Annotated in this window: 12 protein-coding genes; 7 read left to right on the plus strand and 5 right to left on the minus strand. The window is 68.9% G+C overall.

All coding sequences use genetic code 11. From position 1 onward, the window contains the following. Positions 1-169 precede the first annotated feature (169 nt). From OZ403_RS35905 to rpsD, 3 genes are all read left to right on the plus strand, one after another. Positions 170-1225: an NAD(P)-dependent alcohol dehydrogenase gene (locus tag OZ403_RS35905; protein ID WP_268782866.1), complete on the plus strand. Its 1056-nt coding sequence runs from the start codon at positions 170-172 to the stop codon at positions 1223-1225. A 183-nt stretch (positions 1226-1408) separates the two neighbouring features. Beyond that, positions 1409-2848, plus strand: coding sequence for an MATE family efflux transporter (locus OZ403_RS35910; RefSeq protein WP_268782867.1), 1440 nt, complete (start codon positions 1409-1411; stop codon positions 2846-2848). A 139-nt stretch (positions 2849-2987) separates the two neighbouring features. After that, the gene (gene rpsD / locus OZ403_RS35915) at positions 2988-3620 is read left to right on the plus strand and encodes a 30S ribosomal protein S4 (protein ID WP_268782868.1); all 633 of its coding nucleotides are present in this window, start codon (positions 2988-2990) and stop codon (positions 3618-3620) included. Positions 3621-3683: 63 nt separating this feature from the next. Here rpsD and OZ403_RS35920 read toward each other — a convergent pair whose 3' ends face one another. Beyond that, complete coding sequence (locus OZ403_RS35920) at positions 3684-4685, minus strand: alpha/beta fold hydrolase (RefSeq protein ID WP_268782869.1); 1002 nt, start codon at positions 4683-4685, stop codon at positions 3684-3686. A gap of 251 nt (positions 4686-4936) precedes the next feature. On the opposite strand from OZ403_RS35920, the gene OZ403_RS35925 reads away from it, so the two are divergent. Further along, positions 4937-6607 carry a PKD domain-containing protein gene (locus OZ403_RS35925; protein ID WP_140795703.1) on the plus strand — a complete coding sequence of 557 codons (1671 nt, stop codon included), beginning with the start codon at positions 4937-4939 and terminating at the stop codon, positions 6605-6607. 20 nt (positions 6608-6627) lie between these two features. Here OZ403_RS35925 and OZ403_RS35930 read toward each other — a convergent pair whose 3' ends face one another. The 4 genes from OZ403_RS35930 to OZ403_RS35945 are packed head-to-tail and all read right to left on the minus strand — an operon-like array spanning position 6628 to position 11189. After that, complete coding sequence (locus OZ403_RS35930; RefSeq protein ID WP_268782870.1) at positions 6628-6816, minus strand: winged helix-turn-helix transcriptional regulator; 189 nt, start codon at positions 6814-6816, stop codon at positions 6628-6630. A 55-nt stretch (positions 6817-6871) separates the two neighbouring features. Beyond that, positions 6872-7327, minus strand: coding sequence for a hypothetical protein (locus tag OZ403_RS35935; RefSeq protein ID WP_268782871.1), 456 nt, complete (start codon positions 7325-7327; stop codon positions 6872-6874). A gap of 47 nt (positions 7328-7374) precedes the next feature. Then, on the minus strand, positions 7375-9057 hold the full coding sequence (locus OZ403_RS35940; RefSeq protein WP_268782872.1) for a polynucleotide kinase-phosphatase: 1683 nt from the start codon (positions 9055-9057) through the stop codon (positions 7375-7377). 44 nt (positions 9058-9101) lie between these two features. Further along, positions 9102-11189 (minus strand): prolyl oligopeptidase family serine peptidase, encoded by a 2088-nt coding sequence (locus OZ403_RS35945; RefSeq protein ID WP_268782873.1) that lies wholly within the window; start codon positions 11187-11189, stop codon positions 9102-9104. 232 nt (positions 11190-11421) lie between these two features. On the opposite strand from OZ403_RS35945, the gene OZ403_RS35950 reads away from it, so the two are divergent. The 3 genes from OZ403_RS35950 to OZ403_RS35960 all read left to right on the plus strand — a co-directional run bounded on the left by OZ403_RS35950 (position 11422) and on the right by OZ403_RS35960 (position 12927). After that, positions 11422-11685, plus strand: coding sequence for a hypothetical protein (locus tag OZ403_RS35950; RefSeq protein WP_268782874.1), 264 nt, complete (start codon positions 11422-11424; stop codon positions 11683-11685). 11 nt (positions 11686-11696) lie between these two features. Further along, the gene (locus tag OZ403_RS35955; protein WP_140795709.1) at positions 11697-12428 is read left to right on the plus strand and encodes a 2OG-Fe dioxygenase family protein; all 732 of its coding nucleotides are present in this window, start codon (positions 11697-11699) and stop codon (positions 12426-12428) included. Positions 12429-12663: 235 nt separating this feature from the next. After that, positions 12664-12927: a bestrophin family ion channel gene (locus OZ403_RS35960; protein WP_268782875.1), complete on the plus strand. Its 264-nt coding sequence runs from the start codon at positions 12664-12666 to the stop codon at positions 12925-12927. Positions 12928-12930 lie beyond the last annotated feature (3 nt).

The following is a 12930-nucleotide window of genomic DNA, read 5'->3' on the forward strand; positions in this document are numbered from 1 at the left end:
CCATCCGGGCCCGGAGCGCGCGGGCCCGAGCCGCCGTTACAGTCACATGCGCCCGAGCATGCGCTCGGCATGAACCCCACCGCCGCATCTCCACGCCCGCGCGGATGACGCCTTCCGGCACCGTGCCGAGACTTCACGAGTGGACACCCACGAACCACCGGGGGAGAGCATGCGAGCCAATGTCTTTCAGGCTGTGAACCGCTTCGGCATCGAAGAGGTGGAGCGTCCCCGCGCGGGAGCCGGCGAGGCGGTCATCCGGATGACGATGACCACTGTCTGCGGCACGGACCTGCACATCGTCCGTGGCGAGTACCCGGTGCGCCTGGGGCTCGTCATCGGTCACGAGCCCGTGGGTGTCATCGAGGAGCTTGGTCCCGGCGTGACGGACTACCACCCGGGGCAGCGCGTCCTCGTGGGCGCCATCACCCCGTGTGGCCAATGCAGGGCCTGCCTGTCCGGTCACCTCTCGCAGTGCGGCCACGGCGCGGGCTGGGAGGCCCTGGGAGGCTGGCGCATGGGCAACACCCAGGATGGCGCCCAGGCCGAGTACATCCGCATTCCCTCCGCGCAGGCCAACCTCGCGCCCATCCCAGATGGGCTCACGGACGAACAGGTCATCCTCCTGTCGGACATCGCCTCCACGGGCTTCAGCGGCGCGGAGGCAGGCGGCGTGCGCATCGGCGATGCCGTGGTCGTCTTCGCGCAGGGGCCCATCGGCCTGTGCGCCTCCATTGGTGCGCGGTTGATGGGCGCCTCGCTCGTGGTCGGCGTGGACGGCGATGAGGCGCGGCTGAAGATGGCGCGGAGGATGGGCGTGGACGTGGTGCTCGACCACCGTCAGCAGGACGTCGTGGCCGAAGTGAAACGGCTCACGGGCGGCGGCGCCGACGTGGCCATCGAGGCGTTGGGCACCCAGCAGACTTTCGAGAGCGCGCTGCGCTGCCTGCGGCCCGCGGGCACGCTGTCCAGCCTGGGTGTGTACTCGGGCAAGCTCCAGTTGCCCTACGACGCGTTCTCCGCCGGCCTGGGGGACTACCGCATCGTCACCACCCTGTGCCCGGGAGGCAAGGAGCGCATGCGCCGCCTCATGGACCTGGTGCACCACAAGCGCGTCGACCTGTCGCCGCTCATCACTCATCGCTTCAAGCTCGCGGACATCCAGGAGGCCTACGCCCTCTTCGGCGAGCGCCGCGACGGCGTCTTCAAGGTGGCCATCCAACCGTGAGCCCCGCCCCACCCCGTGGGGCAGCCGCTCGAAGGCGAATCCTACAGACGTGGTGAGTCTCACGCGGGCTGCGCTGGAAGCCGGCGAGGAGGAAGTGCTCGCCGATGACGTGAGCCGTATGGCCAAACAAGGCTTGTCCTCCGGTGGCTATCCTGGTGCGCTGAGCGCGTGAGGTGACGTCCCATGGGTGACGCAGCCAGCAGCGACGCAACCCCAGTGCAGGATGCAGCGCCCGGGTCCACACCTTCCACGCTCCCCGGGCGCGCATCCCTTCAAGACGCGATGCTGCGGGGCCCGCTCCTGAAGCCCCTGCTCCAGCTCGCCGTGCCCACCACGCTGGTCCTGATTGCCCAGTCGTTGGTGGGCGTGGCGGAGAACTGGTACGCGAGCTTCCTGGGCACGGAGGCGCTGGCGGGCGTCTCCCTCGTCTTTCCCGTCGTGATGTTGATGACGATGATGTCCAACGGAGGCATTGGCAGCGGCGTGGCCTCCGCGGTGGCGCGAGCCCTGGGCGCGAACCGGCGGGACGATGCGAATGCCCTGGTCTGGCATGCCGTGGTGCTGGCGTTGGCGATTGGCCTTGTCTTCAGCGTCCTCGCCTGGATGACCGGCCCCGCGCTGTACACGGCGCTGGGTGGACGGGCGGGCGCGTTGGACGCCGCGCTCCAGTATTCGAACTACGTGTTCGCCGGCTCGATTCCCTTCTGGCTGGTGAACCTGCTCGCGGCGGCGCTGCGCGGCGCGGGCGAAGTGCGCGTCCCGGCGCTGGTGACGCTGGTGGGCGCCGCCGTCTTCCTCGTCGTGACGCCAGGGGTCATCTTCGGCTTCGGCCCGGTGCCCGCCCTGGGGCTGGCGGGCGCTGGGCTCGCGATGACGTTGTTCTACGTGGGCGCGGCGCTCTGGCTGCTGCGATACATGGCGTCCGGACGCGCGGCGGTCCGCCTCACGAAGGGGCCGCTGGAGCCACGACTCCTCCGCGACATCCTGCGCGTGGGCCTGCTGACGGCGTTGAGTTCGCTTCAGCCCAACCTGATGGTGATGGTCATCACCGGCGCCGTGGGCCTGTTCGGCGTGGAGGCGCTGGCCGGCTACGGTATGGCGTCACGCCTGGACTACCTCATCATCCCGATTCTCTTCGGCTTGGGCACTGCCGTGCTGACGCTGGTGGGCACCAACGTGGGTGCGGGACAGCACGAGCGCGCCCAGCGCATCGCCTGGTTGGGCGGCGGGCTGGGCTTCGTGGCCGCGGGAGTCATTGGACTGGCCGCGGCGCTGGCGCCCGAAGTCTGGCTCCATGCCTTCAGCCGCGAGCCAGCTGTCGTGGCGCCGGGCCTGGACTACCTGCGCATCGTGGCGCCGTTCTACGGACTGCTGGGCCTGGGCTTCGTGCTCGCGTTCGCCGCACAGGGCGCGGGCCGCGTGCTGTGGCCCTTCCTGGCGGGCACCTCGCGCCTGGTCATCAGCGCGGGCGTCGGGTGGTTCGTCGCCGCGCGGCTCGATGCGGGGCTCCCCGCGTTGTTCGCCATGGTGGCCGCCGGACTGGTGGCCTACGCCGGCGTCACCGTCGTCGCGGTGCTCGCAGGCGCCATCTTCCGACGAGAGACGGCGCCGCGCGGCACCTGAGCGGAGCCGTCCAGCCCGCGCCCGCCTCCCCACCTCGAATTCCGGACTTGACCGCCGGCCCGAACTGAAGGTATTGAAATTGATACTGATTATCAACTTCATCTCCATTTCAGGCACCGGGAGATGGTCGGAGGAACACGTGGCACGCGACTTGGGACCGCGGGGAAAGATGTGTCGTCGGCTGGGGATTCCACTTTCGCGCATCACCGCGAAGGACCCGGACAAGGACCCGGTGCTGCGCCGGCCCTATCCCCCTGGCCAGCACGGTGCCACCGCGCGAACCAGCGTGAGCGACTTCGCGCGCCGTCTGCGGGAGAAGCAGAAGCTGAAGCTGTACTACGGCCTGATGGAGAAGCAGTGCCGCGCGGCCTTCCAGGAAGCGCGCCAGGCGCCGGGCAACACCGGCACGGTGCTGCTGCAGCTGCTGGAGAGCCGGTTGGACGCACTGGTGCTTCGCGCCGGTCTGGCCACCAGCATCCGCCAGGCCCGGCAGTTCGTGCGCCACGGCTACCTTCATGTGGACGGCAAGCGGGCGGACATCCCGAGCTTCCGCGTCAAGCCTGGCAGCGAAGTCCGCTTCCACGCGGCGAACCTGAAGCTCGCCGTGGTGCAGGAGTCCTTCAGCCGGATGAAGTCGCGGTCCGTGCCCGCCTACGTCCAGGTGCTGGGTGAGGGCGAAGGGCTGCGCTACGTGCGCCTGCCGGAGCGGGAGGAAATCCCCGTGGACGTGAACGAGCCCTTCATCGTGGAGTACTACGCGCAGCGGAGCTGAGCCGTTCTCCGCGACTTTCTGTCCGGGCATGTGGCTCGGACAGACAGGTTGGCGGGGGGCGTGCTACGGCGCGGCGGTGACGGCGAAGAAGTCGCGCATCCGCGTCACGACCTCCGCCCGGTTCGTCAGCCAGATGTAGTGCCCCGCGCCTTCCAGTTGCAGGTGTCTCCAGCCAGGATGACGCCGCAGCGCGGCCTCCAGGTCCGTCTCATGCTGCTGGATGTCGGGCAGGAAGCCGCGGGCCTTCTCCCGGAACTCCAGCGGCAGCGACTCGGCGGCCACCAGGGCTTCTACCCAACCCGTGAAGCCCTGCCCATCCGACAGGGACAACACGGGCCCCTGCACGCGCCCGAGGTCCATGATGGCCGCGCCCCGGACGGATTGCTCCGTGGCACCAGGATGGCGGCGCTCGCGCAGGTAGGCCCCTGTCGCGGCGTCGAACGCATACGCCTGTTCGACTTCGTGCGCGGGAAGCCCTCCGCCCAAATCTTGCGCCAGCCGCTCCGCCACCGCCTGCCGTGAAGGAAGGCCGTCGAGCACGGAGAACGGCAGCGGCGGCAACGGCTCGCCCTCCAGGAACGCGGCAATCTCGCCCCGGCTGTCGGTGGCGTCCAGGTAGACGAGTGCCTCCACGCGCTCGGGGTGGTGGAGCGCCAGCCACGTCAGCTCGTCCCCCGCCAGGGAGTGGCCCGCGAACGACGCCTTCGACAGCCCCAGCTTGTCCAGCGCCCCCAGGACGTCCGTGGCCAGCGTGGCGGTGTCATAGCCGGTGTCGGGCCAATCCGAGGCGCCGTAGCCACGGCGGGTGAGCGCATAGACGTGGTGCGTGTCCCGGAACTCGAGCGCCAGCTCGTCGAAGATGTGGGCCGTGCTGCCCATGCCCGCGAGGAACATGAGCGCCGGGCCCTGGCCGCCATAGTCGAGCACCTCCAGCTCGACGCCCCGGACGGCCTCCACACGCGTCACCTGGTGCGGGGACGGCGTGTCGTCGGGCCCAGGGGCCAACGGAGAGGCATCACAACCAGCCCACAAGAAAAGCGCGGCACCCACGAGGTTCGTTCGCATGCGATTGGGAATACTGGCGAGCGCCTTCGCCAGGCACCAGCGCACGCCGGGGCTGCCTCCCCCCCTTGCCCGCATGGGGCGGGTGATGGTGCCGCCATGCCTCCCGGCCCTGCGGGGATGAGTCCCCCTCAATGTGCGGAGCCAGGTCCACGCACTTAAAACATAGATATACGAGTATTCCAAGATTTCAGCACTTGCACTACCATTGCTCCAGCCAACGGATCTCACTCACAGCCACCATTGGATTTTTCATGCATATTCATGACCGCATCAAAAAGGCACTCTTCGCGCTCGCAATGATTGCCGGGTGTGGCAGTCCCGAAGCCGTGGACCCTTCCGGCGACGCCACCGCGACGGCGCCGCTCCTCACGAGCAGCAAGCTGACCCTCACCGCGTCCATGGTGCAGCCCGACGGCGTTCGTCCCGTCGCGGGTCCGTACCAGAACCTCTTCGATGAGCAGGCACTCATTGGAGACCCTCGCGCGGGAACGGGCGCCGCGCCCGTCACGACCTGGGGTGACGTCATCTTCGACCATTCCGCGTACCCCATGGGTCTCATCATCGACCTGGGCGCGCTGTATGACATCACGGAGATTGGCGTCTTCGACACCTTCGACAGCGGCAGCGTCTCCTTCGCGGCCGGCGAGCCGGGTGCCTGGACGCCAGTGACGAACATCACCCTGACCCGGTGGCAAGAGTGGTGGGTCGTGCCCGTCACCCAGCGCACGCGGTACATCCACCTTTCGAGGACCCGCTATGCGGGCATGAACGAAGTCGTCATCTACGGCGCCCCCGTGACGGGCGAGCCGCCCGCCAACCTTCCGCCCACGGTCTCCGCCGGAGCGGACCAGACGGTGATGCTGCCCACGAATGCCACGACCCTCACGGGCACCGCGACGGACAGCGACGGAACAGTCGTGGCGCGGCAGTGGACCCAGGTGTCCGGTCCCAATACCGCGACCCTGACGGGCGCCACGACGCTCTCCGCGACGGCGTCCGGGCTGGTGCAGGGGCTCTACGAGTTCGAGCTGACGGTGACGGACGACGACGGCGCTACCGCCAGCGACAGAATGAAGGTCCAGGTGACACCCGCGCCCACGGGCCGTGGCACCACGCAGGAGGTCTACAAGTCACCCTCGACGCCGGGCGGTTACGGCTATGTCGTGTACCTGCCTCCCGGTTACGAAGAAGGCTCGAACTGGCCCGTCGTCTTCTTCCTCCACGGGATGGGCGAGCAGGGAGATGGAGGCGTCAACCAGCTCAAGAAGGTTCGTGCGCACGGGCCTCAGGCGTACATCGATCAGGAGGGGAAGGACTATCCCTTCATCCTGGTCTCTCCGCAGACGAGCACGTCGGGATTCTGGAGCGCCTACGAAGCCCAATACAACCTGGACCCCTTCTTCGAGCACATCCTGGCGACGTTCAAGACAGACAGGAAGCGCGTCTACCTGACGGGCCTCAGCATGGGCGGCGCGGGGACGTTCAACTACGCATCGCTCTTCCCCTCGAAGCTCGCCGCCGCCATCCCCATCTGCAACGGAGGCTACGGTTCGAGCGCCGCGGATGCCCTGAAGATGGTCCAAGCGAACCTCCCCATCTGGGGCTCACACGGCCTGCTCGACAACGACATCTTCTACACCGCGACCGCCGCCTGGTTCACGCTCCTGGGACACGCCATGGGCGGCACGGGTGGCGTCATGGATACCTATCCATCCCCGGCTCGTACAGCGACGGCGTTCTTCCGGCCCGGGAGCGGGCAGTGGGAATGGATTGATGGGCAGACGAACACCGACACCACGGGCGCCGGGCCGGTGAAGCCCGTGCTCTTCACCCTCTTCCACGATGGCAATCACTACATCTGGGACCGGGTCTACAAAGAGCCCAAGGTGTTCGCCTGGATGCTGGCCCAGCAGCGCCCCTGACGGGCGCACCGCCACGGGCTTCAGCGCGGCCCGCGCTGCGTAGGAGGCTCCTCGCGAGCGTCGTACGCGGCGCGGGCCTGCTGCACCGCAGCCCGGCGGTGCAGGGCCCAGGTCGCCAGCATGTCGATGGGCTCCATCAGTTCCTGGCCCAGCGCCGTCAACGCGTAGTCCACGCGCGGCGGCACGGTCGGCGTGACGGTGCGCGACACGAAGCCGTCACGCTCGAGTCCTCGCAGACTTGTCCCGCACGCGGAACAGCACCTCTCAGACTTCCTTGCAGACACCTGGCGGGAGCCGGGCCAGGAGCACGTCACGCGCATCCCTGGGCGACTGAGACCGGCGCGCGTAGGCAATGCCGCCCACGAGCGCCACCAGAGCCAATCCGAACCAAGGCAACCGGACGAAGAACGAAAACGAAGGACGCCCGCCCGCCACCTCACAGTGGGGGACGAGCGAGTCGGTCGCCACCAGCCAGGACATGACGAACGCCATGGGGCCCATGAAGGCAGCCGCCATCACGGCCCACGCAACGGCATCCAACACCCGCCGGAGACGGCCAACGCCGGGTGCAGGCGCCACCCGCAAGACATCTCCAGGCTGACGTGGGCCCCACAGCAACCAGCACCACACGCCCAGCCCAGCGGACATCGCCAGCGCGAGCACCCACCACAGGTTGGACTCCCACCAGAGGAATGGGGACGGCTCGTCATAGAAGTTCATCCACACCCCTCCACTAGGCGCCTGGCGCTTCCGCCCCGAAGCCTACATCAAAGCCGTGGGTCCACCGGCTCGCTCTCCAGGGCGAGGACACCAAAGACACACTCGTGCACGCGGCGCAGGGGTTCGCCTCGCGCGAACCGTTCCAGTCCTTCGACTCCGAGCGCGAACTCACGCAGCGCCAGGGAGCGCTTCGTGGACAGGCCACGCTGACGCAGCCGCTCCAGGTTCGCGGGCGCGGTGTACTCCGGACCGTAGATGATGCGCAGGTACTCCGGCCCTCGTGACTTGATGGCCGGCTGGAGCAGCCCCTTGCGCCCACGCACCGCGAAGTCGAGCGGCTTGACCACCATGCCCTCCCCTCCTCGCGCCGTGAGTTCCTCCCACCAGCGCACGCCCTCCGCCACCGCGGCTTCATCCTCCAGTTCCACCACGCGGAACGGTGTCGCCACCAGCAACGTCGCATCCGCCTGGCACACCCGGGCGAGCGTCTCCATGTGCCACACATGGTCCTTGTCCATGTGCGCCACCCCTTCCGTCGCCAGCAGATGGAAGGGCGCGAACCGCACGTCCTCCAGCGAATGCACGGGCCAGCAGTAGCGCCGGTATGCCGCCACGTACCGCTCCACGCTGCGTGCCTTCTCGCCGAAGCGTGTGGCCAACTCCCCTGCTTCCAGCCCGCGCCCCACCGCCTGCTCCAGCACCGACACCACGTCTGTGAGCGCCGCGCATGAAGCCGCTCCTACCGACGCGTATTGGTCTCGCAGCAACTCCTGGGCCTTGAAGGACCAGGGCATCAGCTCCCCATCGAGGCACGCCCAGTCCGTCTGGTGCGCCTCCCAGAAACCCGACGCGGTGAGCGCCGCTCGCACCCGCGCGAGGAACGCCGCTTCGAGCCCTGTGTCCAAGAAGAAGCGGCGACCCGTGCACGTGTAGCAGACGCCCAGCTCGCCCGTCGTGACGCCGAAGCGCCGGAGGGCGGCCGCCTCGTCGCGGGCGACCACGACCACCGCGCGCGAGCCCATGTGCTTCTCCTCGCACACGACCTTCGCCACCCCTTCCTTGCCGTAGTAGGCGAACGCCTCCGCCGGGTGCTCGAGATAGCCCTGGGCCTTGCTCGTCTCCGAGGGCGACATCGTCGGAGGCAGGTAGATGAGCCACTTCGGGTCGATGGCGAACCGGCTCATCGCTTCCAGCGCCGCCGTGGCGTTCTCCTCGCGCACCGTCACGTTCTGGCTCAGCCGCGTCGTCACCACGCGCTTGCCCCGCACGTCGTCGATATCCAGCAGGTCGTCATGAACCTGCTGCGCGCTCAGCCCGCCCCCTGGCGTGACAGCACCGCCCAGCGGCCGGATGGACTCCGCGTAGGCCCGCGCCGCGGGCACCGAGACGAGCTCCCGCTCCGGATAACGCAGCGCCGTCAGCTTGCCGCCATACACGCAGCCCGTGTCCACGCAGAGCGTGTTGTTGAGCCAGTCCGCCTCCAGTTCCTCCCGGCACCCGTGGATGTCGCCGATGATGTCGAAGGGGCCGTGCTCGTGCTTGCGGTTGTTCCACAGCGGCTGCCGCACGAACTCGATTGCCTCCAGCACCTCCGGCTTCAGCACGTGGAATTCGCGCGCGAGCTCCACCAGGGGCCTGCGCGCCTCCGGCTGCACGCTGGTCGCGTCGATGACGGTGAGAAGAGTTTCCGCAGGAAGGGCTCGCCACCGCGACAGGGAGTGGGCTTGCACTTCCGGGCCATGCCGGCGTCGGACACCGGCACGGCCCCGGCCGTTCAGTCCATCAACTGCCGCGACAAGTAGACGTGGTGCAGTGCCCACCGGCGCGCGTTGAGCAGCGGGTCCGCGTCGTTGGAGTGCCCGCCGTCGGTGTTCTCGTAATACAGGTACGGCAGCCCCATGGCCTCCAGGCGCGCCGCGAACTTCCGCGCGTGGCCCGGGTGGACGCGGTCATCCTTCGTGTTCGTGGTGATGTACGGCGCGGGGTAGCGCACGCCCTCGCGGAGGTTCTGGTAGGCGGAGTACTTCGAGATGAACGCCGCGTCCCCGGGCACCTCCGGGTTGCCGTACTCCCCCACCCACGACGCGCCCGCTGGCAGCATGTGGTAGCGCATCATGTCGATGAGCGGGCTTTCGATGACGGCCGCGTTGAACAGGTCCGGGCGTTGCGTCATCGCCACGCTGGTGAGGACACCGCCGTTGGAGCGGCCGTAGATGCCCAGGTGGCGCGGGGAGCTGACCTTCCTCCGCACCAGGTCTTCCATCACCGCCGCGAAGTCGTCGAACGCGCGCTGGCGGTGCTCCCGCAGGGCCGCCTGGTGCCAGCGCGGACCGAACTCGCCTCCGCCCCGGATGTTGGCGACGACGTAGGCCCCGCCGCGCTCCATCCACAACTTGCCCTCCTCCGGCAGGTAGACGGGCGGCTTGGACACCTGGAAGCCGCCATAGCCATACACCAGCGTCGGCAGAGTGCCGTCGAGCTTCCGCGCCTTCGGCCGCACCAGGAAGTACGGAATCCGGGTGCCGTCCTTCGACTTCGTCCAGTACTGGTCCACCTGGAGCTTCGAGGCATCGAAGCGCGCGGGCAGCGACTTCACCTTCTTCACCGTGCCCGCCTTCGCGTCCGCCAGCCACAGCGACGTCGGCGCGAGGAAGCCCTGGGACTTCACGAAGAAGCGGTCATGCGATGACGACGTCGCGGTGATGGCGACCGAGGCGTTCTTCGGCAGGGCCAGCCGTTTGCGGCTCCAACGGTTCTTCACCGGCGTGTAGACATCCAGCGCGCCCTTCACGTCCTCATAGAGGTTCACCAGCACCTGGCCCCGCGTCGCCGCCACCGATTCGATGGCTTGACGCGCTCCCGGCTGGAAGAGCAGCGCGGGCTTCGCCTTCGCCGGGTCCGTCTTCAGCGCGGCCAGCGGGTACGCCAGCAGCGCGCCCTGCTTGAAGCGGCCCCAGTCCTCTTCAATCGTGAAGACGACCTGCCCGTCCACGAAGGCCTGGAGGGAGGATTTCCGGGGGAACGGGAGCCGCACGGGCGCCGCGCCTCCCAGCAGGTAGTACTCCGACTCGAAGAAGGTCACCGCGCGGTTGACCAGCACCGCCTGCAGCGCGCCGTCCGCGTCCCGCAACAGGAAGGGAGACGCGGAGACGTCGGTGCGCTCACCCCGGAAGGCCTCCTGCGCCTCCGTCAGCGGCGTGCCGCGCTTCCAGCGTTTGAGCACGAAGGGATAGCCCGACTCCGTGAGCGTGTCCCCGCCCCAGTCGCGCCCCACCAGCAGCGTGTCCGAGTCCAGCCAGGACGCGGACAGCTTGCCCTCCGGGACCTGGAATCCTCCTTCCACGAAGTGCTTCGCGGCGGCGTCGAACTCGCGCAGCTCGACGGCGTCCTTGCCTCCGTTGGACAGGGAGACGAGGCAGCGCTGGTCCGCGGGAGGCAGGCAGTTGCTGCCCTTCCAAATCCAGTTGGCCTTCTCGGCCTTCGCCAGCGCGTCCACGTCCAGCACCGTCTCCCACGGTGTCTGGGCGCTCGCGTAGCCGTCCAGCGAGGTGTGCCGCCAGATGCCTCGGGGGTTGACGCGGTCCTGCCAGAAGTTGTCCACACCGCCGGCCCGGAAGCCGGGCGAGGGAATGCGGTCGGTGGAGGTGAGCAGTTCGAGCGCCTGGGCGTGGAAGGTCTCGAAGCGCGAGTCCTTCTCCAACACCGCGAGCGTCCGCGCGTTCTGCGCGCGAACCCATTCGAGTGCCTTCTCGCCCTGGACCTCCTCGAGCCACAGGAAGGGGTCCTGGGGTGGGGCCTCGGCCGTCGCCACGGAGGAGGTCAACAGCCCGGTCAGCAACGACGCCACGTACGCCCTTCTCATGTCCTCATCTCCCGATGCCCGAGGTGGCCCCCCAACAGACCGCGCCGCCTCCCATTCCCCCGACCATGACGCCTGTGCCACGGCGGCCGTGCTGGCGGGGCCGCGAGCGTCCGTCGTGCGTGCATCGCATCGGGGCTGGCGGTGATGGCCTGCAAGGGAGTATGGGTCCCGCCACGTACGTCCCCGGAGCGGCCGGCTCCGCGCGTGGTGACCTCAGGAGTGGAAGCAGGTGGTGACGACAGGACCCAGCGACAAGGGGGAGCGGCTCTGGCCCTGGGTGGGCGCGGCGCTCGGAGTGCGGTGGTTCCTCGCGGCGGGAGGAGGCCCCACGCTGCCGCTCTTCCAGCGCCTGGGCGACCGCGTCACCTGCGGCGTGGTGGATGGCTTCACCGTGTGCGTGCCCGCCCGGGACAGCGACTTCCGCGAGGCGTTGAAGCGTGCGCCTCCAGCTCCCATCCCCCAGGAACCACCCGCCTCCGCGGGCCCGCCTCACTGAGTCCAACGCCCATGAGCTTCCAGCCCCCCGTCACCCCCGCGTCCGAAGTTCCCATGGCCCTCAACGGGCGTGGCTACGCCGTGCTCACCCGCGACGGACTCTGCGAGCTCGCGGGCATCGACTCCCCCGCGCTGGACGCGCTGCGGCCGTCCTGGAACGAGCTGCCGCAGGACGGCTTCCTCCGGGATGGTGGCCGCTACCGCTCACGGCGGCACTCCTGCTTCATCGTGGACGGCGACTCGGTGACACAGGTGCCTCACCGCGCGCACTGGCAGCCGGTGGAATACAACGCGCTTCACGGCGGGCTGGAGCGCTGGTTCGAGCCCGTGCAGCCCGACATCGTTTCCCAGCCGGTGTGGGCCGGGCTGATTCGAGGCCTCGCCGCGTGCTGCTCCCAGCTCAAGGGCGAGCGCCCCTGGCACGTCGAGGCCCACCAGTTCCGCATCGACACCACCGACGGTATCGGCCGGCCCACACCCGAGGGCGCGCACCGGGACGGCGTGGACTTCGTGGCTGTACTGCTCGTGGGCCGCGAGGGCATCAAGGGCGGTGAGACGCGCGTCTTCGAGGCCCACGGTCCCAATGGCCTGCGCTTCACGCTGACGGAGCCCTGGTCCGCGCTGCTGCTGGACGATGCGCGCGTGATTCACGAGAGCACGCCCATCCAGCCGGTGGAAGGCACCGGCCACCGGGACACGCTGGTGCTCACGTTCCGGGCCGAGGGGTTCCAGGGCCCCGGGTAGTGCCGGGGGCGCCTCTGCCCGATCCAGGACACTTGCAGCTCCGGTCCGCGTGCGTGCCTGACACACGCGCGCGGACGAGCGGGCTGGGGCGGCGTGGTGAACTGGTCGCGCACCTTCTCCCGACAGGTGTTGACGCTGCTGCCACGCCCGGAGCGCGGGGCCGGTGAGACGTTGACGGAGCTGGAGCTGGTGCCGCCGGCATCGCCCCTGCCGCGCACGGCGCCTGCTGCTGGCCATGACACGGGCCTACCTGGTGCTCCTGCCCCTGGGCGTGGTGGAGGACCTGGGCTGGCTCACCCCCCTGGTCACCGCCGTCATCGCGTTCCTCTTCATCGGGCTGGACGCCGCGGGCCGGGACATCGAAACGTCCTTCGAGGATGACGTCAGCGACACGCCCATGACGGCGCTCTGCCGGACCATTGAAATCAACCTGCGGCAGATGCTGGGAGAAACGGAGCTCCCCCCTCCCGTTCAGCCTCGAGATGGGCTTCTCTACTGAGGT

Origin of the sequence: Myxococcus sp. NMCA1, assembly GCF_026810205.1 — a bacterium.
In the GTDB taxonomy this organism is placed as follows: domain Bacteria; phylum Myxococcota; class Myxococcia; order Myxococcales; family Myxococcaceae; genus Myxococcus; species Myxococcus xanthus_A.